22 protein-coding genes are annotated in these 22,418 nt (G+C 26.8%); 14 read left to right on the top strand and 8 right to left on the bottom strand.

From position 1 onward, the window contains the following. Genes kpsM through ppa form a run of 6 tightly spaced genes read left to right on the top strand, consistent with a single transcriptional unit; the run spans position 1 to position 5,230 of the window. Positions 1 to 762, top strand: coding sequence for a capsule polysaccharide transporter KpsM (gene kpsM / locus AVANS14531_RS08125; RefSeq protein ID WP_336612015.1), 762 nt, complete (start codon positions 1 to 3; stop codon positions 760 to 762). Next, complete coding sequence (locus AVANS14531_RS08130; RefSeq protein WP_336612016.1) at positions 759 to 1,421, top strand: ABC transporter ATP-binding protein; 663 nt, start codon at positions 759 to 761, stop codon at positions 1,419 to 1,421. Before kpsM ends, AVANS14531_RS08130 begins: the two co-directional genes overlap by 4 nt. After that, the gene (locus tag AVANS14531_RS08135; RefSeq protein WP_336612017.1) at positions 1,421 to 2,509 is read left to right on the top strand and encodes a capsule biosynthesis protein; all 1,089 of its coding nucleotides are present in this window, start codon (positions 1,421 to 1,423) and stop codon (positions 2,507 to 2,509) included. The genes AVANS14531_RS08130 and AVANS14531_RS08135 overlap by 1 nt, the downstream gene beginning before the upstream one ends. Further along, entirely contained in the window at positions 2,509 to 4,119 is a 1,611-nt protein-coding gene (locus AVANS14531_RS08140; RefSeq protein WP_336612018.1) for a polysaccharide biosynthesis/export family protein, read from the top strand. The genes AVANS14531_RS08135 and AVANS14531_RS08140 overlap by 1 nt, the downstream gene beginning before the upstream one ends. 19 nt (positions 4,120 to 4,138) lie before the next feature. Then, the gene (locus tag AVANS14531_RS08145) at positions 4,139 to 4,705 is read left to right on the top strand and encodes an adenylate kinase (protein WP_336612019.1); all 567 of its coding nucleotides are present in this window, start codon (positions 4,139 to 4,141) and stop codon (positions 4,703 to 4,705) included. Between the two features lie 9 nt (positions 4,706 to 4,714). Further along, entirely contained in the window at positions 4,715 to 5,230 is a 516-nt protein-coding gene (ppa, locus tag AVANS14531_RS08150) for an inorganic diphosphatase (RefSeq protein WP_239816893.1), read from the top strand. A gap of 499 nt (positions 5,231 to 5,729) precedes the next feature. On the opposite strand, the gene AVANS14531_RS08155 is transcribed toward ppa, so the two are convergent. After that, complete coding sequence (locus AVANS14531_RS08155) at positions 5,730 to 6,053, bottom strand: hypothetical protein (RefSeq protein WP_336612020.1); 324 nt, start codon at positions 6,051 to 6,053, stop codon at positions 5,730 to 5,732. Positions 6,054 to 6,336: 283 nt separating this feature from the next. Between AVANS14531_RS08155 and AVANS14531_RS08160 the strand changes: the two genes are divergently transcribed. Further along, entirely contained in the window at positions 6,337 to 6,561 is a 225-nt protein-coding gene (locus tag AVANS14531_RS08160) for a hypothetical protein (RefSeq protein ID WP_336612021.1), read from the top strand. Positions 6,562 to 7,358: 797 nt separating this feature from the next. On the opposite strand, the gene AVANS14531_RS08165 is transcribed toward AVANS14531_RS08160, so the two are convergent. The 6 genes from AVANS14531_RS08165 to AVANS14531_RS08190 are packed head-to-tail and all read right to left on the bottom strand — an operon-like array spanning position 7,359 to position 14,881. Next, complete coding sequence (locus AVANS14531_RS08165; protein WP_336612022.1) at positions 7,359 to 7,775, bottom strand: flagellar FliJ family protein; 417 nt, start codon at positions 7,773 to 7,775, stop codon at positions 7,359 to 7,361. Beyond that, a complete protein-coding gene (locus AVANS14531_RS08170; protein ID WP_239816898.1) occupies positions 7,772 to 9,022 on the bottom strand; it encodes an adenylosuccinate synthase in 1,251 nt (416 codons plus the stop codon). Before AVANS14531_RS08170 ends, AVANS14531_RS08165 begins: the two co-directional genes overlap by 4 nt. After that, complete coding sequence (locus tag AVANS14531_RS08175; protein WP_336612023.1) at positions 9,015 to 11,423, bottom strand: hypothetical protein; 2,409 nt, start codon at positions 11,421 to 11,423, stop codon at positions 9,015 to 9,017. Before AVANS14531_RS08175 ends, AVANS14531_RS08170 begins: the two co-directional genes overlap by 8 nt. Then, positions 11,416 to 13,680, bottom strand: coding sequence for an efflux RND transporter permease subunit (locus AVANS14531_RS08180; protein WP_442862408.1), 2,265 nt, complete (start codon positions 13,678 to 13,680; stop codon positions 11,416 to 11,418). Before AVANS14531_RS08180 ends, AVANS14531_RS08175 begins: the two co-directional genes overlap by 8 nt. Further along, positions 13,677 to 14,219 (bottom strand): ABC transporter substrate-binding protein, encoded by a 543-nt coding sequence (locus AVANS14531_RS08185; protein ID WP_336612025.1) that lies wholly within the window; start codon positions 14,217 to 14,219, stop codon positions 13,677 to 13,679. The genes AVANS14531_RS08180 and AVANS14531_RS08185 overlap by 4 nt, the downstream gene beginning before the upstream one ends. After that, the gene (locus AVANS14531_RS08190; protein WP_336612026.1) at positions 14,216 to 14,881 is read right to left on the bottom strand and encodes an MlaA family lipoprotein; all 666 of its coding nucleotides are present in this window, start codon (positions 14,879 to 14,881) and stop codon (positions 14,216 to 14,218) included. Before AVANS14531_RS08190 ends, AVANS14531_RS08185 begins: the two co-directional genes overlap by 4 nt. A 59-nt stretch (positions 14,882 to 14,940) precedes the next feature. Between AVANS14531_RS08190 and AVANS14531_RS08195 the strand changes: the two genes are divergently transcribed. The 5 genes from AVANS14531_RS08195 (at position 14,941) to AVANS14531_RS08215 (ending at position 20,062) form a co-directional block, all read left to right on the top strand. Then, on the top strand, positions 14,941 to 15,636 hold the full coding sequence (locus tag AVANS14531_RS08195; RefSeq protein WP_336612027.1) for a molybdenum-dependent transcriptional regulator: 696 nt from the start codon (positions 14,941 to 14,943) through the stop codon (positions 15,634 to 15,636). A gap of 113 nt (positions 15,637 to 15,749) precedes the next feature. Then, positions 15,750 to 16,919, top strand: coding sequence for a 2-C-methyl-D-erythritol 2,4-cyclodiphosphate synthase (gene ispF, locus AVANS14531_RS08200; protein ID WP_336612028.1), 1,170 nt, complete (start codon positions 15,750 to 15,752; stop codon positions 16,917 to 16,919). Then, positions 16,900 to 17,766: a response regulator gene (locus tag AVANS14531_RS08205; RefSeq protein WP_336612029.1), complete on the top strand. Its 867-nt coding sequence runs from the start codon at positions 16,900 to 16,902 to the stop codon at positions 17,764 to 17,766. Before ispF ends, AVANS14531_RS08205 begins: the two co-directional genes overlap by 20 nt. Continuing rightward, positions 17,747 to 18,913: a sulfate adenylyltransferase gene (locus AVANS14531_RS08210; protein WP_336612030.1), complete on the top strand. Its 1,167-nt coding sequence runs from the start codon at positions 17,747 to 17,749 to the stop codon at positions 18,911 to 18,913. Before AVANS14531_RS08205 ends, AVANS14531_RS08210 begins: the two co-directional genes overlap by 20 nt. A 9-nt stretch (positions 18,914 to 18,922) precedes the next feature. Further along, positions 18,923 to 20,062 (top strand): tetrahydrodipicolinate N-succinyltransferase N-terminal domain-containing protein, encoded by a 1,140-nt coding sequence (locus AVANS14531_RS08215; protein WP_336612031.1) that lies wholly within the window; start codon positions 18,923 to 18,925, stop codon positions 20,060 to 20,062. Here the strand turns inward: AVANS14531_RS08215 and AVANS14531_RS08220 are convergent. Then, complete coding sequence (locus AVANS14531_RS08220; RefSeq protein WP_336612032.1) at positions 20,054 to 20,449, bottom strand: trehalose-6-phosphate synthase; 396 nt, start codon at positions 20,447 to 20,449, stop codon at positions 20,054 to 20,056. The two genes, AVANS14531_RS08215 and AVANS14531_RS08220, sit on opposite strands and share 9 nt — an antisense overlap. Before the next feature lie 65 nt (positions 20,450 to 20,514). Here AVANS14531_RS08220 and AVANS14531_RS08225 point away from each other — a divergent pair, with 65 nt between their 5' ends. After that, a complete protein-coding gene (locus AVANS14531_RS08225; protein WP_336612033.1) occupies positions 20,515 to 21,342 on the top strand; it encodes a prephenate dehydrogenase in 828 nt (275 codons plus the stop codon). Between the two features lie 168 nt (positions 21,343 to 21,510). Continuing rightward, on the top strand, positions 21,511 to 22,418 hold a 908-nt coding region (locus AVANS14531_RS08230), incomplete at its 3' end, for a PDC sensor domain-containing protein (protein ID WP_336612034.1).

Below are 22,418 nucleotides of genomic sequence, written 5' to 3' on the forward strand. Positions count from 1 at the left end.
ATGTGGCATATCATAAACGCGCTTATTTTAAGGGAACTTAAAACTAGATTTGGTAAGAATGAAACTCTAGGATATATTTGGGTTATATTTGAACCTATGATGCATGTTTTATTTATGCTAATAATTTTTACAATGATTAGAGATAGAGTTTTGCCACAAGTTCCATTTTCACTATTTTTAATATCAGGAATGGTTCCGTTTTTTATGTTTAGAAATATTGTTAATTTTATAATGAATGGAATTGATGCAAATAGAAGTTTATTTACATATAAACCAGTTCGCCCTATGCATGTTTTCTTAGCAAGAGCATTGCTTGAAGGGATTTTATATTTTATAATCTTTTGCATTCTTATGATAACTACAGGATTTTTTATAAACTACAATATAATTCCTTTTAATATAGTTTATGTTCTTTTAATTTTTATATGGCTTATCGTAATAGCATTTGCATTAGGGCTTTTGCTTGCAGTTGCTTTTTACGGCAAAGATACAATTAAAAACATCATAGGCTATGCGCTTACAATGATGTATTTTGGCTCTGCTATTATGTTTCCTTTATGGATAGTGCCAAATAAAATGATTGATTTTCTAGCCTATAATCCAATTTTACATATAATTGAGCTATTTAAAGAAAATTATTTTGAAACCTACCCTGTTGTAGCACAAATAAATATTGAATATCCTTTGCTTTGTAGCTTGGTATTATTATTCTTTAGCCTTGGAATGTATTATAAAAGAAGAGTGGAACTAGGAACTGCATGATTAAGCTTGAAAATATTACAAAATACTTTGTTTTAAATAATAAAAAAAGGCACTATATTTTCAAAGATTTGAATTTCACTTTTCCTGATAATTGTTCTATCGGACTAATGGGTAAAAATGGCGCTGGAAAATCTACTATGCTTAGAATCTTAGGTGGTCTTGATATTCCCAATCGTGGAAAAGTTATAGTAGATAAAAGCATTTCATGGCCAGTTGGCTTTGCAGGTGGATTTCAAGGAAGTTTAAGTGCTAGAGATAATATAAAATTTATTGCTCGTGTTTATGGTTATAAAGGTGAAGCTTTAAAAGAAAAAATAGAATATGTAAAAGAATTTGCCGAGCTTGGAGATTATTTTGATGAACCAATTAGAAGCTATTCGTCAGGTATGAGAAGTAGAATTTCGTTTGGTCTTAGTATGGCATTTGATTTTGACTACTATCTCATAGATGAAGCAGGTGCAGTAGGTGATCCATCTTTTAGAGAAAAAAGTAGAAAAGTATATGAAGAAAAACTCTCAAAATCTAAAGTAATAATGGTTTCACATGATATTAACGAAATAAAAACTTGGTGTGATAAAATAGTTTTCTTAGAAAACGGAACAGCCACAATCTACGATGATGTGGAAGAAGGTATTAATAAATATAAAGAAAGTTGCTAATGAAAAAAAGAATTATAAAATTTATTACAAGCTTTAAGATTATTTTACTTTTAAGCTTAATTTCGCTAATTTACTTTGCTCTTTTAGCAAGTCCTAGATATGAAAGTACAGCAATATTAGGAGTAAAATCAACAAGCACTTCAACTGATACTTCAAGCCTAATTCCAATAATTGGACTTACAAGCTCGTCTAAAGAAGATTTAATGTATCTTAAAGAATACATAAATTCATACGACATGCTAATAATTTTGCAAAAAGATATAGATATTAAATCTATGTATAAAGGTAAAATTGATTATGAATTATTACTTAAAGACCTTGATATAAAAGAAGATTTTTTAAAATATTATCAAAGCAGAATAAAAATAGTTTATGATGATTTAACTGGACTTTTAAGCGTTAGTGTAAGTGCATTTAATCCAGAAGATGCTAAAAAAATAGCCGATACTATTTTAAAAGAAAGCGAAAATTTCATAAATGAAATATCACACAAAATAGCAAGAGAACAAATGAGTTTTGCTAAAGAAGAATTAGAAAAAGCTAGCCTTGAATTAAGTAATATTCAAAAAGAAATAAATGAATTTCAGAATTCAAATTCTATGCTTGATCCAATAACTCAAGCAAAAACCCAATCAGCAATAAAGACTCAAATAGAAGAAAAAATAATAGCAAAAGAAGTAGAATTAGCTACATTAAATAGCTATCTTAATGCAAATACTCCACAAGTAAAAGCTTTAAAATCAGAAATAAAAGCACTAAAATCACAGCTAAAAAAAGAAAGTGATAAATTAACTTCAAAAGATAAAAACGATAAATTAAATTATCTAGCAATTGATTTTAGTAATCTTAGCTTTAAACTAAAATTTGCTGAAGATGCTTATAAACTAGCCTTAGCATCTTATGAAAAATCAAGGTTAGAAGCTAACAAAAAATTAAAACAAGTAATTATAATTTCATCTCCTATATTATCAGAAATTGCAGTATATCCTAATGTAATTTATGATGTATTTTCAGTGTTTTTTATATTAACACTAATTTTTGGAATTATTAAATTTACATATTCAATTGTTGAGGAGCATAGATATTAATGAAAAAAATATTTTCTATATTATTTACAAGTTTATGTTTATTTGCAGTAGATGTTTCAAATCTTGCAGATACTAAAGAAACAAATGTAGAAGTTAAAGCCGAATCAAATACCTTTGGAGCTCATTTATTTTCAGGTAATTTTAAGCAATTTAGCAAGCATATTTATAATCCTGATTATAAAATTGCAATAGGAGATGTTATAAACATAAAGCTTTGGGGAGCAGTAGAGCTACAGCAGAAATCAAGCGTTGATTCTCAAGGAAATATTTTTATACCTCAAGTTGGAGTTATACATTTATTAGGTATTAGCAATAAAGACTTAGTAAATGTTATACAAAATAAAGTAAAACAAACTTATAAATCAAATGTTTATTCATACGCTGATATGGATACATATCAAAATATTTCAGTTTTTGTTACAGGAAATGTAAATAAGCCAGGACTTTATGAAGGGCTTAGTTCTGATTCTTTAATTCAATATATAGATAAAGCAAGTGGAATTAATCTTGAATATGGGAGCTTTAGAAATATTGAGATTTTAAGAAATAATAAACTAGTTAAAAAAATAGACTTATATGACTTCTTACTAAATGGAAAACTTGATTATTCTATGTTTAAAAATGGAGATGTAATCTTAGTTCATCAAATAAATGGCTATGTAAGTGTAAGCGGTGATGTTTTAAAGCCATATAGATTTGAACTTGGAGTTAATCTTAAAACCTTACAAGATTTAGCAGTATTAGCAAATGCTAAGCCTACCGCAACAAACGCTATTATTAAAAGCTATGATGAAAACAATAAACTTCATATAAACGCCTACAAAAAAAGTGAATTTAATGAAGTTTTAGTAAAAAATGCCGATGAAGTTGAGTTTAGACCTGATTATACGGCTGATAAAATTAATATCAAAATAGAAGGTGAGCATAATAGCTTACACTCATTAGTTATTGATAAAGGTACTACATTACAACAAGCACTTGATCTTTTAAATATAAATGATTTATCTAATATAAAAGCAGTTCAAGTTTATAGAAAAAGTGTAGCAAGCTTACAAAAAAAGCTAATTGAAGCACAGCTTAAAGAATTAGAAACTCTAGCTCTTACGACAACTTCAGCAACTTCTGAAGAAGCAAAAATTAGAGATAATTGGGCTACAAATATCTTAAAATTTATTGAAAGAGCAAGAAATGTTGAACCAAAAGGTCAAATAGTAATAGATGATGAGAAATTATATTCATCTATCGTGCTTGAAAACGACGATATTATAAATATCCCAAGTAAAAATAATCTAGTAGTTATTCAAGGCGAAGTTGCCTTACCAGGTGCTTTTGTTCATCAAGAAAAACTTAAAGTTAAAGATTATTTAAAAATGGCGGGAGATATAAACTCAAGAGCTGATAAAAAAAGAGTATTGTTAATACACGCAAATGGTAAAGCTGATAAAATTAGCTTAAGCTCATTTAGCTCTGATAAAAATTCTAAAGTTTATGAAGGTGATTCAATATTAGTTTTACCTAAAGTAGAAACATATAATCTACAAGTTACAAGCGTAATTAGTCAAATCTTGTATCAAATCGCAGTAGCGACAAAAGTTATTTTAGATATTTAATTTTACGAAAGGAAAAAATATGAAAAAATTATTTTTAATAATAGGTGCACCAGGTAGTGGAAAAACTACTGATGCTAGTATTATCGCAAAAAATGAAAATTACACTCACTATTCAACAGGCGATTTATTAAGAGCTGAAGTTGCAAGCGGAAGTGAATTAGGTAAGCAAATTAATGAATTAATTTCAAAAGGAAATTTAGTTCCATTAAAAATAGTAGTAAATACAATTATGAGTGCTCTTAAAAAAGCTCCTAGTGATGTTATTTTAATCGATGGCTATCCTAGAAGTGTAGAGCAAATGCATGCTTTGGATGAGCAATTAGCTAGCTCAAATGAAGTTAATTTAAGTGCAGTTATAGAAGTATATGTAAGCGAACAAGTAGCAAAAGATAGAGTTTTAGGTCGTGCAAGAGGTGCTGATGATAACGAGGAAGTATTCTATAATCGTATGAAAGTTTATACCGAGCCTTTAGCTGATATTTTAGATTTTTATAAAGCAAAAAATCTTCATATTCAAATAAACGGCGAAAGAACAATCGAAGAAATTGTTGCTGATATGAGCAAAGAAATCAAAAACAGAATTTAAGGAGTAAAAATGGATATTACAAAAATTAAAAGTGGAAATGCAGAGAAATTAAACGCAGTTATAGAGATTCCTTACGGATCAAATATTAAGTATGAACTAGATAAAGAGAGTGGAGCAATCATGGTTGATAGAGTTATGTATTCAGCTATGTTTTATCCAGCAAACTACGGATTCATTCCAAATACACTTGCAGCAGATGGCGATCCAGTTGATGTGCTAGTATTGAATGAATACCCAGTTCAAGCAGGAGCAGTGATTCCTTGCAGATTAATTGGTGTTTTGATTATGGAAGATGAAAGCGGTATGGATGAAAAACTGCTTGCAGTTCCCGTAAGTAAGATTGATCCAAGCTATGATAATATTAAATCTTTAGATGATTTAGCACCACACAAATTAGCAAAAATCAAAAACTTCTTTGAAACCTACAAAGCATTAGAAAAAGGTAAATGGGTAAAAGTTCAAGACTTTAAAGGCATAGAAGAAGCTACTAAAATACTTGAAGAATCAATCAAAAACTACAAATAATCTAAGCAGCTATTTAGCTGCTTATAAAGTTCAATTTCTTAATTCAAATTCCATTAATTTTATTTACAAAAAGCCTTATCTTTAATCTAAGTAAAATAAAACAATTAAAAACTTATTATTTTTTTTTATATTGCAAATTCACATAAAGCTTTTACTATATCTTCGGCTTTTTGCTTTTCGCTAAAGTTTGCGTAAAAGCATTTTGTATTATTTTTTGATTGTGTTATTTTAATAAGTTCTTGTTTTTCTATATCGCTTATTGTTTTTATGCTAAATTCGTTTATATCTTCATCTTGTATTTTTTCGTGTAGCTATAAAGATATTTGCTTGTCAATTATGTTTATAAAAATCTTATCTTTGTTTAAATATCTTATAACAATCTCGTTTTTCTATTAAGGTTATTTCTTTTGCTATTGCTTGAAAAATCATTTTTTATCCTTTTATTTATAATTTTTGCTTAAAATAAAAGCCCTTGCTGGGAACAAGGGCTAAAAGGCTCTTAAGCAAAAAGCCTTTTGATTGCTGAAAACATATGATTTTCTATGTTTTCGCTTGGTTTTAAAGATGAGATGTTTTCAATAAATATCTCATCGTTAAAAAGTATCATTAAATCCGTGCTAATTAGCTTTTCGGCTTTTAGCACTTGATGTATGCTAAAATTGTTTTTAGCTTGATACTCGCAAATGTTTAACTTGTTTTGAGTAAAAAACCCTAAAAGTTTTTTAGCTACTTTTGAAGCAACACCTTTAATAGCAAGTTCATTTTTAATTTCTCTTGCTAGTCTTGTTTCTACGCTTAATTTAGTTCTATCTAAATAATTCATTTTTATATCCTTTTGTTTGTTTTGGTTTTTGGCTTTCTAAAGCAACTCGTTTTCTTTACCCGTTTTAAAATCTTTTTTTTGTTTTTTTTACGGCATTTGACAATCTCCTTTCTTTAATATATTTTTGTTAAAATTACTAATTTTTTAGTTTTATTAACAAATTAAGTGAATAGTAACGCATTAAGCTTAATTTAAACTTAAATTATTAAATTTTTTACAAAAAATATTGTTTTTTTTACAAATATATGCTAACATAATGCTTGTAATCAAAAAAGGAGTAAATATGACAGGAAAAGAATTTAATGAGAGAATCAAACATTTAGGCTTAAGTGTTAGCGAGTTTGCAGAACTAACAGGACTTACTAAAGATGGTGTTTATGGTTGGAGCAGAAGCAATAAAACAACGCCTGAATGGGTAAAATCTTGGCTAGATAATTATGAAAAAGCATTGTTGCTAGATAATATAAAAAATGCTTTTTCACAAGCTTTTGCATTTGATAAAAAATAATTCTAATTCCGAATTCAAATTCTTTAATTTTAATAATTTGAATTCGCAACCCCACTTAAAAAAAATCGCATACCACACTAAAGTTAATAAACAATTAATTTTATAAAAAATTTAAATTTATTTTAAGGAAAATTTGGTAGAATATCGTTACCTTTAAGCATTAATTAAAGCTAAAACTATTGAGAATAAAGGATATCAGTAGTTGAGTTTTTGCGGTGGAAAGGTGTTAAAATGGGAGAATTAATTGTTCTTTTAGTTTTAACAATTGCTTTTACTTAAAGCTCTTAAAAACTTTAAGTAAAAGCAAACTTTAAAAAACCATTGAAAATATTATAAACTCGCACGGCTTAGCTTTAGCTTAAAGAGAAAACAATCGTGAAACTCGCCGTGCAGTTTCACAACTTTCTTAAAATCTTTCAAAATTACGCTTAAAATCAAAAATCTTTATAAAAACATACTAAGATACTACTTTTATATTTAAAACGATTTTAGATAGCTTTTTGTTAATTTAAAAGCATATTTTATAAACTCGCCCCACTAGATTTTTTTAAACTTTTTAAAAATTCGCCGCCCCCACTGAAAGGAAAAATTTTTATTTTTTGGGTTTTTTATCTTTAAAAATAGATGTTTTCGACGATTTTTGCTAGGTTTTTAGACAATTGTGTATGATTTTTTTAAAAATTCTAATTTTTCTAAAAATTATTTTTGTTCTACTGAGCACAAATTAAAACGCTATATTGTTTTTAATATTACTAAAGAAAATTTCATATTTAACAAAAAGAATTTGAATTCGGAATTTAATTATTGTTTTGTGAATTAGCAAAAAATCTCATTGTAGCAATTTCGTCTAATTCTAAAGCTTGTTTTTTCTCTAAAGCTTTTTTCTTTTGCTTTAATTCTTCTTCGTATAAATATTTGATTTTTTCATAATCTAGTGAAGCTCTTTTGTAAAGATGATTGTAATGGCTTATTTCTTTATCGCAAAGGTTTAATTTTTCTTTTAACTGACTTTGTTTTAGAAGATTAACTTGTATAAAATCATTTACTAAAACCATTTCATTTAGAGTTGTTGGCTCTTTTAATTTATTTATTTCGTTTTTTACAAGTTCTAATTCGTTTTCTACTGATTTTTTTCTAAGTTTTGCTTTATTTAAATCAAGCTCTGCATTTTGCAGAGCCTGTTTTTTGACATTTAAAATTTGTTTGAATTTCATAAAATGATAGTATCTTCACGCTCTGGAGAAGTTGAAATCATTTTAATTTTTACGCCTACTAATTCTTCAATTTTAGCAATATATTTTTTTGCATTTGCAGGTAAATCATCATATCTTCTAATACCATAAATCTTACCAAACCCATCAACGCTTTCATAAATAGGCTTTACATTTTCTAAATCAGCTGGAACATAATCAATAATTTCTCCATTATATTCATACGCTTTACAAATCTTAATGCTGTCAAAATTCTCTAAAACATCTAATTTCATTAAAGCAAGTTCGCTTAAGCCATTTAATCTAGCTGTGTATCTTACAGCCACTGCATCAAACCATCCGCAGCGTCTTTTTCTACCTGTGCTAACTCCAATTTCCTTGCCTATTTCACCAATTCTTTCGCCTTGCTCTGTTTTATCTTCTGTTGGAAATGGTCCATGCCCTACTCTTGTAGTATAGGCTTTCACAATTCCTATTGATTTACCAGCCTCATATGGACTAAGCCCTAAACCACTTAAAGCACCTGCTGCAATTGTAGTTGAGCTAGTTACATACGGATATGTTCCATGGTCAATATCTAATAAACTTCCTTGAGCACCTTCAAGCAATACTTTTTTATCTTCATCTAAAGCCTTCCAAATAAGTCTTGTAGTATCACAAATATATGGAGCTAACATTTCTTTATAGCGCTTTAAGTTTGCTAAAAGCTCATTTGCATCAGGAGCACTAACTCCTAAAGCATCTAAATAAGGTTTATTCATTACAAAATCTTTTAATATTGCATTGCATAATTTCTCAGGCTCTAAAAGCTCGCATACTCTATGACCACTTCTTGAAATTTTATCAGCATAGCAAGGCCCAATTCCTTTACCTGTCGTTCCTATTGCATTATCACCTTTGAACTTTTCTTTTGCTATATCTATTTGTGCGTGATAATTTAAATTAAGGTGAGCTCTATCGCTAATAAACAATCTACCTTCTAAATTATCAAATTGTGCCATTTCTGTAATTAAAACTTCAGGATTTAAAACAACACCATTTCCTATAACATTCTTACAACGCTCATGTAAAATACCACTAGGTAATAAATGTAACGCATAGCGAACACCATCAACCCAAATAGTATGACCAGCATTGTGCCCGCCTGCACTTCTGCAAACAAAATCATAATTAGCACATAGCTTATCTACAACTTTACCTTTACCTTCGTCGCCCCATTGAATACCAACTAAAATATCAGCTTTACTCATAAATGTCTCCTATAAAAATATTATATCCGTTTTCGTATTTTTGCATAATTCTATCTCTATTCTTTTGCTTGATTAATTCTACTAATTCTCTCATATAATTTACTTTTATTTCTAATTCTTCATTAGTAATATTAATTTTATTTAAATTACTTAAAAACTTATCATAATTTAAATTATCAAAAGACTCATTATTGTTTATTCTTCCACCAATAACTTTGTAATAATAATCACAATATAAGCTATCAAGATTATTTATATTCTTGTCTTTACAAAATAATATAAAATTATCTAATTCTGCTAAATCATATTCTTTTTTAAAAATTAAACAATATATATTATCACCTGTTGAATTTTTTGTAACCACATAGCTTAATTTGCACGAATGAAGTATGTTATTAATATCTTTTAAATAAACAATATCTTTTAATGTGCTTGTTTTACCTTCTTGCATATTTCTTGCAATTTGCTCGTAATTTTTAGCTATCATATCACTTAAATATAGTTGATGATTTGTATTTGCTAATCCAAGCAATGCTCTTAGTTCTTTATTAGCATTTAAGCATTTAAAATCTTTATCAAATATACCTATAATTGAGTTTGTTTGCTTATATATATCACTAAAAGATATAGGCTCTCTTACTTCATCATCTAATAAATCTTGTCTTAATAATGCTAAATGAGCTATGATATTTAAAAATTTTGATTGTTTATTGTCATAATTATAATCTTTTGAAATATTAAAACTTGCTTTAAATTCTGCATATCTTCCATTGTTTTGTCTTAAATATAATACTTGTTCAATCACTCTTGAATAATTTGAAAAACTATTATCTTTTAAGTTTTTAAGTTTTATTAAAAATTCTAAATAAGACTGATAGCTTCTTTCATGTAAAAGGTCTTTAAAATAAACAACACTAGATGCTGAATATCCTAAAATCCTATCTATATTCTTGCTACAATTTCTAAATTTTAATTTTCCACCCTTTAAGGTAAAATTCATAGTAATAATAAAACTTTTTTCCAAAGCTTCATATTGAGATTTAATAACTTCGTAACTTTTACTAACCATATTGGTATCTAAAATCATCAAAATATCATAACAAAATCTCTCAGATCTCATTACGAAAGGATATATTTTAACTTCCTTAAAATCTTCTCCATTTACATAATGCTCTGTTTGTATATAAAAACCTTGATTTTTAATAGAGTTTTGCATATTGTTCGCAAAATTAATAGGATCAGTGGTTAAATCTTTTTGCTCTTTTTTACCTAGCATATATAAATTAAGCTTAGACATACTTGTAATTTTTTGATTGTAAAAATCTAATGCCGATTGATTTGCTTTAAAAATCTTTCCCGTAAAAGCGTCAATCATAAGCATAGGAATTGTGCTTTTACTAAACATAGAACTTAAACGCTGTTCTAATTCTCTATATTCTTTTTTAATATCCTTATATTCTAATACTGAAAATGCAGTTTGTTTTTGCAAGTCAATTAAATCCGAACCTTCAATTAATTCAAAATTTTGAAACTCATCAATATCACTTGCACCTTGCAATTCATAACAATACTTAACTTGCTTAACCAAACCTTTTCTAATTAGCATAAAATCAAGATATGAATTCCAAAAATACATTACTAAAATAATAAGCAAAAACGCACTTATTATAAAATAATAATTCAAGTATTCAGATATAGAAATAAAACTTCTTACATTAAATCCACTATATTCTACTTCTTTTATAATATTTGAAAAGTTCCTATCTGTTTGATAAACACCTGATAAGTACCAGTAATAATTAAACTCATTTATATTTTCAAGTAAAGCTAATTTTGATACATCACTTGAATATAAAACATTTCCAAAAGAATCTACTAAAATATAATCCGTATTAAACTTATTTACACTTTTTAATAAATCAAATAATTCTAATTTTGCAACTAAAAATGTATACTTACTATTTTCTAATTTCTTAGCAAAATAAATGCTAGCTTTTTGGTCTTTTGTAACTATTAATTCACTTACATAAGTTGATTTATCAAATAGTTTTTTTGAATTAATTTCAATAAACTTTTTAAGCGGATCATTTGAATCAATACTAACTTTATCAATAACTTCACCTGCATCATTTAAATAATAAAATGCCGAAAAAGTATTTAAATCAAGTTTTTTTAAACTTGGATTGATTTCAAGTGCTTTAGAATATAAATCAAGCCTTATTTGATGCTGTTTAATAGAGTTTTGGATACTATGTGAAATCAGCTTATTATTATCAGTTAATTTATCATTTATCGTTGTAAAATTGACATATAAACTAAAAAATAAAACTAAAACTAATAGAATAAAAGTAATAAAAAAATTCTTTCTTAATAACCAAATAATATTATTAAACTTAAGCACTTAAATCCTTCTTTGATAATTCATTTTTAAAATATCCCTTAAAATATAAGCTTATAATAAGTGATGGTAACAAAAATAAAGAACCGCATAATAATAAAATCATAACTAAAACAGTCAGTAAGCCAAAATAAATTGTAGGGGTAAAATTTGAACTCATCATCAAACAAAACCCTAAAACAATAGTGCAAGTAGTATAATATAAAGCCGAACCTATACTTTGATGGCTTGCAATTATTGCTTCATTTAAAGGCTTTCTTTTAATTTCTTCTTTAAATCTATGAACATAATGAATAATATCATCAACCCCTATTCCTATTGAAATAGCAGCTATTGTAATACTCATCAAATCAAGGCTTAATCCACTAAATGCAATTATCGCAAATAGCAGTGAGATAGGAATTAAATTAGCAATTATTCCTATGATGCTAAATCTTATATTTCTAAAAATTATTAAAAATAATGCAAATAAACTTAATATAACAAAATTAAGAGTATCTACTTGTGAGCTAATCAAAGAACTTAGCATATTATTATAAAGAACCATTACTCCACTTATTTGAAGATTAATATTATCATCTTGAGTAAGTTTTGCTAGATTAGTTTTTAAATCACTTAAGAATTTAGCTCTTTTTAGCGTTTTATCGCTATCAATCATTCTAATTCCTATTCTAAATTCTTTTGTTTTTTCATTGTAATATGGATAAATTATTTGAGCTTTTGTACTTTCATCAAGGTTATTTTGTAATATATTTAATAAAAATCCATCTATATCTTTTCCTTTATTTATTGTCTTAGCAAAGTCAAGTAAAGAATAAAGACTTAAAACACTTCCAACATATTCTTGTTCTTTTAAGAAATTATGAACTTTTTTTAATATTTCAACCTTTGAAGGGGTTAAATAATACTTATCGTTATCTTCTAAAAACTCAGCAAATTCATCTTCTTCTTTTTCATCTTCATCGTTAAATTTAATAATCACATCTAAAGGCAGGGTTCCACCTAATTTTTCATCAATTAATAAAAGACCTTTTTTAATGTCACTACTATCTTTAAAATAATTTACGAAGCTATTTTCAGCACTTAACTTAGGTATAGAAATACTAGCAAAAATTATGATAATTAAGCATACAAAATAAACGATTTTTCTATGATAAATCGCAGTTTTAGCACAAAACAATAAGATTTTTGGCTCTTTTGCAAAATATACATTTTTAAAATCTTTTTTTGCTAACAATAAATAAGGTAAAAACAAGTAGCATAAAAACAAGCTTACACTTATTCCTATACTCATCATAACGCCTAGCTCGCTAATTGGCTTAATCCCTGAAAATACAAGGCTTAAAAATCCAACAACGGTTGTTAAAATCGCAAAAAAACTAGGCTTTGCTTTAGCTAATAAAGTATGTCTTACATTAGTAATTCTATCATTATATTTATTGTAATTTAAAAGCTCTGAGAAATGTGATAATAAATGCACAATTACTGAAATAGTTATTATTAAAACTAAAGCTACATAATTACTTGAAATAACCGTAATGTTATATCCTATTAAAGCTAAAATTCCCGTTGTGCTAAATAAAGATATTAAACATATAAACATACATATAAAAACAAAATAAAAACTTCTAAAAAATATAAAAATAGCCAACGATAATAATACAAAAAGCCCTATTCCATATACATATAAATCTGATTTAACATAAGCTATCATATCGCTTGCTATTACGCTCATTCCACCTAAAATCAAATCATTTTCATTCGCAAAATCTTTAAGAGTTTTTATAAGCTCATCAGGGTTATTAGCAAATATTAAAAAATCAGCTACTAAAAAATCTTTACTTACTAAATTACCTAAATAAAATTCGTTTTTGCTAATTTCTTCTTTTGCTTTAACTAAGTTTGCTCCATCATTTATGCTTTTTTCATCGCTTAAAAATAAAGGTGCATTTAATATGCTAAGGGTTGATTTTATACCTTTGATTTTAAGTAGTTTTTTTTCTATTTCTTGAAGTTTTGCTATGTCGTTAAAAACATCTTTGTCGCTTTTATATGCTAATACTAAAAAATCTTGAGAACCAAAAGTCTTAATACTTTCATTAAACAGCTTTAAATCTTTATCGTCTTCTAAAAAAAAGCTTGTAGATTTTGCTTCTACTTGAATTTTTGTTGAATAATATGATAACCCTAAGCATGTAGCAAGAGTTATCATAAAAATAATTTTTGAATATTTTATAAGAAAGGATATTACTTTATTCATTTAAGTTTTTCAAATAAAGCATTAATTCCGCTCTGTTTTATAATATCTAAAAACTGAGCTCTATAACTTGTAATTAAACTAGTATTAAGTATATCAATATCATATAACTTGCACTCATTTGCAACTTTTCTAAACTTAAATACCATTTCTTTTGTTTGCTCTTCGTAATCTACTTTCATATTAGCTTGGCATTTCTTATCATCAATATTTGTACTAACTAATTCTAAGCTACTGCCTTTTACTAAATCAATCTTACTTGAAAAATCCTTTTTTAATCTCTCGATAAAAATAACCTTAAATTCTGCTAATTTTTCAGCACTTAATTCGTTAGCATATTTTGATAAAACTAATTTTGTCATTAAGTCTATATCTAAATTATCTTTTAATAATTCAAATAAATCTTGGCTTTTATTTACACTTTCACTTTTAAAAATACCTTGGATTTTACCAACATCTACTGCAATATCTTCTTTAAAAGTATCTAATTTATAAGCATATAAACTAGCAATACTTAAAACTACAATTAGTAATTTTTTCATTCTAATTCCTTCCTATTTTTCTCGTAAAAATCTCTTATTGTTATATAAGGATTTACGCTTTTATAAGCTTCATTAATCAACAAATAATTATTACTTGTTTTATCAACAAGTCCTAAAGTTGAAACGCTAATACTAGCATTATTAGTTAAATAAAGACTAGGCTTTAGTGCATAATCAAAAGGTAAAGCAAAAGCATCTCTTACATTTGATGGTCCTAAGAATGGCAATACAATATGCTCTCCAGCAGGCACTCCCCATCTAGCAAGCATTAGGCCAAAATCACTTTCTTTTTCATATTTATAAGGTCTTAAAATTCCACCAAAACCTAAAATTGTATTTCCTAAAAAAGTTCCTAATTCAGCAGTTCCTGCTTTAAATTCCCCACTAAAATATAAACTAATAAATCTTAAAGGCGCTCCTAAATTATGAAAAAAATTATTAACACCTTTTTTTACAATGGGTGGAGTTATTGCATTATAAATATTACTAAGTGGCCTTAAGCTCATATTATAAACAGCATAATTAAAATCTGTCATAAAGCGATTATATGAGTAAAATTTATCAACTCTTTCATTTTGTTCAAATTCAGCCTCAAAATCATCAAAATCATTAGCATTTAAAGAAACAAACACTAAAAATATAAGAAATATTTTTTTAACCATAATTACTCGCTATTTAGTATTTTTGGCAAATAATAACAAAAAACAATTAAGAAAAAAATATGAAAATTAATCTAGAAATCGAATTTATTTTAAATGAAAATATCAAAATTACAAAAAAACATATTATGCTTTTAAAACAAATTGAAATTGATAAAAGCATAAGCAAGGCAGCCAAAAATATTGGAATTTCATACAAAAATGCTTGGGATAGCCTAGATGAAATAAATAAGGCTTCTAAAATGCCTTTATGTTTAAATAATTCAAGAAAACAAGGCTCAGTTTTAAGCGAATTTGCCAAAGAAATATTAAATAAATATGATGAATTTTGCATTTTCAAAAATAAATTAAATGATGATTTTAATCTTAAAACTTCAGCTCAAAACAAACTAAAAGCACAAATAAAAGAAATCAAAAATAATAAAAATTATATAAATCTAGTATGCCAAATAGAACAAGATTTAATCAATGTAAATATTTCAATAAACGCTCTTAAGGATTTGGATTTAAAAGTATTTGATGAAATATATTTAATTTTTAAAATAAATTTTATAGAGCTTGAGCAAGACGGCGAAAATGGATTTTATGCAATAATCAAAGAAATAAATGAAGTTGATGATTTTGTATATTTTACTCTAGAATTTAATAAACAATATCTAAAAGCCTTAGCACATAAGAAAAAACTAAACAAAACTTATTTTGTAAATGACAAAATCCTATTTCAAATTCCAGCAAAAAAAATAATCGTATCCTTATAAATGTTACTATATGTAACAAATGTATAAAGTAAAATTAAAAAATGTTACATTTTAGATAAGTTTTAATTTTATTTTGTTAAAAAATAACACAAAATTAAATTTTAAGGATGATTATGCTTGATACAACGCTAATTTTATTAGCTGCTGGAAATTCTACTAGATTTGGCTTAGCTTGTAAAAAACAAAATCTTTATATAAACAAAGAACCTTTATGGCTTTACCTTGCAAGAACTTATGAAAAATTAGCAAATTTTTCAAAAATTATAATAGTTTGTGATGAAGTTAAGTTTTATGAATTAAAAGAACCAAAATATACCTATGTAAAAGGCGGTAAAGAAAGATTTGAAAGCATTGAAAATGCCTTAGAATTAGTAAAAAGCGAATATGTATTAATTACAGATGTTGCAAGAGCTTATGTTAGTAAAAAAGTTTTAAATGAGTTATTTTTACACGCAAAAGATTATGATAATGTATTTCCTGCAATTAAAGTTGTAGATACTATTTATAATGAAGAAAAGCAATGTTATTTAAATAGAAATGAATTAAAGTTAGTTCAAACCCCACAAATTAGCAAAACAAAAGCTTTAAAAACTGCTAATTTAAAAAATTTCACAGATGAAAGCTCAGCAATACTAGCAAATAATGGCAAAATTAAATGTGTTTTAGGTGATGAATTAAGCTTTAAATTAACTAATAAAAGTGATTTAAAAAAATTAAAATTACTAAATCTAGCAAGTGCTAGTAAAGAAACTTTCGTAGGATTTGGATATGATGTGCATGAGTTTTGCCACTCAAATGTAGGTCATAAATTAAACGATGATAATAAAAATAATGAATTAATCTTAGCAGGAGTAAAAATTAGCGATGATTTTGCTCTTAAAGCACATTCAGATGGAGATATTGTAGCCCACGCATTAACTGATGCAATATTAGGCGCATGTGGTTTAGGAGATATAGGAGAAGCTTTTAGCCCTGATGATGATGCTTATCATAATGCTAATTCTATGCAATTACTAAAAATAGCTTATGAAAAATGCAAAGCTTATGGTTATGAATTAATTAATGCAGATATTACGATTTGTGCTGAAAAGCCAAAGCTTTTAAAATACAAACAAGAAATGTTAAGGAATTTGAATTCGGAATTAGGCATTACAAATATTAATATAAAAGCAACAACCACTGAAAGACTAGGATTTGTAGGACGATGCGAAGGAATTAGCGTAAGTGCAGTTGTAAATATGAAACTATTTGATTGGAGCGAATATGAAGATATTAATAGTTGAAAATGAAATTTATTTAGCTCAAAGCATTGCTTTAAAGCTTAATGATGCAGGTTATGTTTGCGAAGTTGCAAATGAATTTAAAGATATAAAAAACAAATATTATGATGTTATTTTACTATCTACAAATATAGAAAATTTTATAAAAGTTATTCAAAACCACAAAAATAGCGTAATTTTACTGCTAGTTTCTTATGTTAGCAGTGATACTGTTAGTATGCCAATTGAAGCAGGAGCTTATGATTATATTCAAAAGCCTTTTATGATAGAAGAGTTAATTAGAAAAATTAATTATTTTTATAATTACAATAAATTAAAATCACAAAATATAGCTTTGAGTGGATATATAAAATCAATAATTGATTCAAAAATACACGCAGCTAAAAAAATGGTTTTTCCAACCCTAATTAAAACAAATAAGCAAATATTAGCAGATAGCTATGTATTTAACTATGCTTTTTCACATAATATAAATATTCATTTTACTGACTTAAGCAGTTCTTTTAATCTTAATAACTTATTAGTAGGTGATAGAGATATTAGATATTTTACTAATTTTCAAGTATTAAAAGGCTCAAAATTAGAGCAAATCTTAAAGCTTAGCAAGGGTCAAAATTTTATATTCCATACAAACGGAAATGCAGATGTTGAAGGCTTTAATATAATTGAGCTAGAAGATAACGAAAACACCTTGGCTTTAGGTGAGATTTTAACGGTTGATGATTATATCAAAAACGTGATTTTAAACTGGCAAAAAAGCTACTCAGATACAGAACTTAGCAAAAAAATAGGAATTAGTAGAAAATCACTTTGGGAAAAAAGGAGAAAATATGGAATTAATAAAAAATAAAATAAAAGAAATAAATATAAGCGAAAAAGAACTAAGTATATTAAGCTTAATTGAGATTAATTCCTTTAATACAAACGGGTTTTTGCCAAATAAAGAAGAAGTATTTAAAGCCTTTAATACAAACACAATAAGCGAAAATATCTCAACCTGTACCCTAGCCTTTTCTCCTAGTTTTGAGCTAAACTCAAACCTAAATAATTGCGTATTTGATAAAGAAGTTGTGCTTAAATTAAACGATAAAATAGTCGGTAAAATTACCAAAACTTGCACCTTTGAAAACGATAAGGCTTATACAAGTATTTTTAATGCTAACACTTGTAAGCTAAGTAAGGAATTAAACCCTTGTTTATCAGGTAAAATTGAAATATTTGATAATGAATTTAAAAAAGTAAAACTTGCATTAAATAAAAAAATAGCAAAAGATAATGCCAAAAAAATCACAGCATTATTACTTAACGCTGATCCGATTACAAGAGCTCATGAAAGAATGCTAAGATGGACTATTGATAAAGCTGATTTAGTAATTATTTTTGTCGTTGAAGGATATGATTCAAATTCTTTAAATTATGAAGCCAAAAGAGAGTGCTTTGAATACTACGCCAAAAATTTCTTACCACTTGAAAGAATTTTTCCAGTTTATTTAAAAAATATTGATTTATTTAGCCCTTATCTTGACCCAAATTACGAATGTTTATTAGCTAGTTCATTTGGTGCAAATAAGCTTGTAATAGGACAAAATCACCAAGGTTTAGGCTTATTTTATGATAATAATTTAGCTCACACAGCAATTGATGAACTTTCTCGCAAAAGTGGACTTGAATTAATTGTCTTACCTGAGTTTGTATTCTGCAATAAATGTAATGTTATGGTAAGCACAAAATCTTGCCCACATGGAGCACATCATCACATAAAATACCGCTCTTCAATGATTAGAGAAATGCTTCATTCAGGACTTATTCCACCAACCGTTTTAGTAAGAAAAGAAATATCGGCTAAATTATTAGCACATTTACATCCTAATAGATTTAAAAATGTTCAAATGATTTATGATGGATTGTTTCCAAGCAATGGTATTATTGAGAAACGAAGTGATGAAGACCTTTATAAAGAGCTAATTACTTTATATCAAACAAGTTATATGATTTAAGGAGTATTTATGAATAATTTTAATAGTTTTTGCGAAAACGTTCAAAATGAAAAAGATTTTTTCAAACCACTTGCGTTTGCAGTAGGTGTTGGATATTTTTCACAGCTAAATAAAGAGCTAATTTATATAGATTTTGCAAATGTTAATTATCTACAAAATTACGGAACTTTTAGTGTATTTTTTAAAGAATTAAACCTTGCAAAATACAAAGATGAAAGCGAATTTGTTTTAGAACTTACAAAAGATAATTTAGAAAAAATATTAAAGCATTTTGAATGTTTTAATAATGATGGCAAAAAACACGAAAATATAATAACTCTAAAAGCAGCTTTAGAAAATATAGATCAAGAAAGATTTTTCTTGGTAGCTATAAATAAAGATGAAGCTCCTAAAAGTATGCCAAGTGTATATTTAAAATTGCATTTATTATCAAGACAATTCGTTAAACCTAGAGAGCTTAATTTAAACGGAGCGTTTGGCTTGCTTAAAAATCTTGCATGGAGTGGAAATATTCCTTATGATTTAGAATATTTAAGAGAAAATGAAGCAAAATTAAAATTTAGCAAAACCTATCCTATCATAGATTTTGTAGATAAATTCCCAAGATTTTTACAAAGTATAATTCCAGCAGATAATACAAGAATACTTGATACTTCAAAAGTAAGATTAGGAGCACATCTTGCGAATGGAACTACAATTATGCCAGGTGCAAGCTATGTGAATTTTAATGCTGGAACTCTAGGCTCAGTAATGTGTGAAGGAAGAATTTCAAGCTCGGCAATAGTTGGAGCAGGAAGTGATGTTGGTGGTGGTGCAAGTATTTTAGGAGTATTAAGTGGCACAGATGGAACTCCTATTAGCGTTGGTAAAAGCTGCTTATTAGGTGCAAATAGTGTTACAGGAATTGTTTTAGGCGATGATTGTGTAATAGATGCAGGAATTGCGATATTAGCAGGTAGTAAAGTTGAATTATTATTGTGTGATAATCTTAAGAATGCAAATCCTAATTTTGATTTTTCTAAGAGTATTTATAAAGCAAAAGAACTATCAGGTCTAAATGCTTTGCACTTTAGATTAAACTCAACAAATGGAAAACTTCAAGTAGGATTTAACAAAAAAGCTATAAAGCTAAACAAAGACCTACATTAAAAGTAGTTTTGCTAATAAAACTATCAAAAAACATAAAACCAAAGCTATTAAATGAGAGTGTTTTACCAAAAAATGCTCTCTATTATTTTTAAACTTTACATAATAAATACTAAGAATAGTTATTAAGAACATAAAAATAATTAAAGATATTTTAAGTATAAAAGCAATCTTATTTACGAATTCAAATTCTTTAAAAGCTAAGATAATTCCGCTTACAATAAGTATTAAAAAGCTTATAGCATAAATAATTCCTGAGTTTTTAAAATAAGCTTTTTTAATCTCTAAATTATTTTTAATATTACTTAAAAAAATTGCATCAAAAAACACATATCCAACAAAAATAATAGCCGTAAATAAATGAGAAAAAATCACTATAAAATCAAACATAAAACTCCTTTTTTAAAAAAATATTATATTATTTACTCCATAAAAATCTTAATTAAGGATAAGTTATGAAAGCAGTTGTTATAGGTTTAGGTCTTATAGGTGGCTCACTAGCACTAAATTTAATGAAAAATAAATTTATAAGTGGGGTTTATGGCATTGATTTAAACAAAGAGCATGAAAAAGAAGCCTTAAAGCTTAATTTAGTTCATGAAATAATTGAGTTTAAAGATATTAAGACTTGTGATTTAATCTTTTTATGTGTTCCTGTTGGTGCGATTATTGAAATAATAAAACAATTAAAAGATATTCCTAAAACAACTACTATTATTGAATTTGGAAGCACTAAAGAAAGCATACAAAACGCAATTAATGATGAATTAAAAGAGCAATTTATACTAGCTCATCCTATGGCAGGAACTGAACATAATGGCCCAAGTGCTGCTAAAATTGATTTATTTAAAAACGCAGTTTGTGTTCTATGCAATACCGAGCATACAAGCGTATTTCATCAACATAGAACCATAGAATTATTAAGTAATATCGGAATGAAAATTACTTTTATGAATGCAAGTGCGCATGATCATCATAGTGCAATCATCTCTCATCTTCCACATGTTATAAGCTTTTCTTTAGCAAATTATGTGCTTGATTGTGAAGATAAGAAAAACATTTTACACCTAGCAGGTGGTTCATTTGCTGATATGAGTAGGATTGCAAAAAGTAGCCCAGCAATGTGGGAAAGTGTATTTAAAGAAAATAAAGCAAATGTTTTAAATGCTTTAGATGGATTTATAAGTGAGCTAAATGAGTTTAAAGAAATGATGAATAATAATGATTTTGAAAAATTAAATGAATGGCTTAAGAATGCAAATAAATTAAAAGAAATTTTATAAAATTATTTATATATTAAAACATTAAATTAATTAAAAATAGAAAAATAAACAATTTTCCTTAAACGCTAATTTGCCTTTATACTAGGCAAATTAAAATTTCTTATGCGTTAAATATTATGAAAATCTTTAATTGTAATATTAATGTATTTTTTTAAAAGGAGAGATTTTATGAAACTTACAAACAAAATTCCAGCATTAATTGCTATACCACTTGTAATTTGCTTTGTAATTTTGTGTTTTGTGAATTATTCTAGTTCAAGGAATGATTCTTTAGCTTACACGAACAAAGCAAAAGAAAATGGCTTAAATGCCGCAATGCTTTATGTTGATTCATACTTTAATACAAGAATGAATTTTATTGACAAATTAGCACCTAATTTAGCTAATAAGATTAGCGAAAATAATTCTGATGAAAATATTTACGATTTGCTTAAAAGCAATCTAGGTATTTCGGGATTTTCAGCTTTATTTATAGGTCTTGAAGAAAATGGCAAGTTTTATTACATAAGCCTTAATGATGAGCCTTATATAGTAAAAACCCAAGATGCTAGAGGCCGTGGTTGGTATAAAGACGCTATTAGAGAAAAGAAAGTGTATTTAGGTAGCGAAGTATATCCTGATGAAAGATTAAAAGAAAAAGTTGTAACAATATCAGCACCAATTACAAAAAACGGAAAAGTTATAGGAGTAATAGGTGGAGATATGGCATTTAAAGAACTTAAAAACAATGTTTTAACCCTACATTTTTCTGATACAAATACAATTTTTGCTTACAACAAAAATCTTGAGTTTGTAATGCATCCAAACGAAGAATTAGAGCTTAAAAAAGATGATGTTATAAGAATTATTGATGGAAAATTAAAAGATAATAAATCAGTAGTTTATAGTTTTAAAGGTGATGAAAAGGCTGCAGTTTGCACCGATTCAAAAACAATAGGCTGGAAGTTTTGTAGCACAAACCTAACAAGCGATTTAAACACCACCCTTAATTCACTTTTAATGCAAAATATAACTTTATTTTTTGCAACTTTAGTGATTATTTTGCTATTTTTATTCTTCCTAATCAAACACTCTTT

Source organism: Campylobacter sp. Cr9 (assembly GCF_020138295.1).
In the GTDB taxonomy this organism is placed as follows: domain Bacteria; phylum Campylobacterota; class Campylobacteria; order Campylobacterales; family Campylobacteraceae; genus Campylobacter_E.

Excerpts from the sequence above, each read along its gene's own strand:
- AVANS14531_RS08140 (WP_336612018.1), top strand. The coding sequence starts at position 2,509 with ATGAAAAAAATATTTTCTATATTATTTACAAGTTTATGTTTATTTGCA.
- ispF (WP_336612028.1), top strand. The coding sequence starts at position 15,750 with ATGCTTGATACAACGCTAATTTTATTAGCTGCTGGAAATTCTACTAGA.
- AVANS14531_RS08135 (WP_336612017.1), top strand. The coding sequence starts at position 1,421 with ATGAAAAAAAGAATTATAAAATTTATTACAAGCTTTAAGATTATTTTA.
- AVANS14531_RS08190 (WP_336612026.1), bottom strand. The coding sequence starts at position 14,881 with ATGGTTAAAAAAATATTTCTTATATTTTTAGTGTTTGTTTCTTTAAAT.
- AVANS14531_RS08225 (WP_336612033.1), top strand. The coding sequence starts at position 20,515 with ATGAAAGCAGTTGTTATAGGTTTAGGTCTTATAGGTGGCTCACTAGCA.
- AVANS14531_RS08130 (WP_336612016.1), top strand. The coding sequence starts at position 759 with ATGATTAAGCTTGAAAATATTACAAAATACTTTGTTTTAAATAATAAA.
- AVANS14531_RS08195 (WP_336612027.1), top strand. The coding sequence starts at position 14,941 with ATGAAAATTAATCTAGAAATCGAATTTATTTTAAATGAAAATATCAAA.
- AVANS14531_RS08155 (WP_336612020.1), bottom strand. The coding sequence starts at position 6,053 with ATGAATTATTTAGATAGAACTAAATTAAGCGTAGAAACAAGACTAGCA.
- AVANS14531_RS08170 (WP_239816898.1), bottom strand. The coding sequence starts at position 9,022 with ATGAGTAAAGCTGATATTTTAGTTGGTATTCAATGGGGCGACGAAGGT.
- AVANS14531_RS08220 (WP_336612032.1), bottom strand. The coding sequence starts at position 20,449 with ATGTTTGATTTTATAGTGATTTTTTCTCATTTATTTACGGCTATTATT.
- AVANS14531_RS08165 (WP_336612022.1), bottom strand. The coding sequence starts at position 7,775 with ATGAAATTCAAACAAATTTTAAATGTCAAAAAACAGGCTCTGCAAAAT.
- AVANS14531_RS08185 (WP_336612025.1), bottom strand. The coding sequence starts at position 14,219 with ATGAAAAAATTACTAATTGTAGTTTTAAGTATTGCTAGTTTATATGCT.
- AVANS14531_RS08205 (WP_336612029.1), top strand. The coding sequence starts at position 16,900 with ATGAAGATATTAATAGTTGAAAATGAAATTTATTTAGCTCAAAGCATT.
- AVANS14531_RS08160 (WP_336612021.1), top strand. The coding sequence starts at position 6,337 with ATGACAGGAAAAGAATTTAATGAGAGAATCAAACATTTAGGCTTAAGT.
- AVANS14531_RS08145 (WP_336612019.1), top strand. The coding sequence starts at position 4,139 with ATGAAAAAATTATTTTTAATAATAGGTGCACCAGGTAGTGGAAAAACT.
- ppa (WP_239816893.1), top strand. The coding sequence starts at position 4,715 with ATGGATATTACAAAAATTAAAAGTGGAAATGCAGAGAAATTAAACGCA.
- kpsM (WP_336612015.1), top strand. The coding sequence starts at position 1 with ATGTGGCATATCATAAACGCGCTTATTTTAAGGGAACTTAAAACTAGA.
- AVANS14531_RS08210 (WP_336612030.1), top strand. The coding sequence starts at position 17,747 with ATGGAATTAATAAAAAATAAAATAAAAGAAATAAATATAAGCGAAAAA.
- AVANS14531_RS08180 (WP_442862408.1), bottom strand. The coding sequence starts at position 13,680 with ATGAATAAAGTAATATCCTTTCTTATAAAATATTCAAAAATTATTTTT.
- AVANS14531_RS08215 (WP_336612031.1), top strand. The coding sequence starts at position 18,923 with ATGAATAATTTTAATAGTTTTTGCGAAAACGTTCAAAATGAAAAAGAT.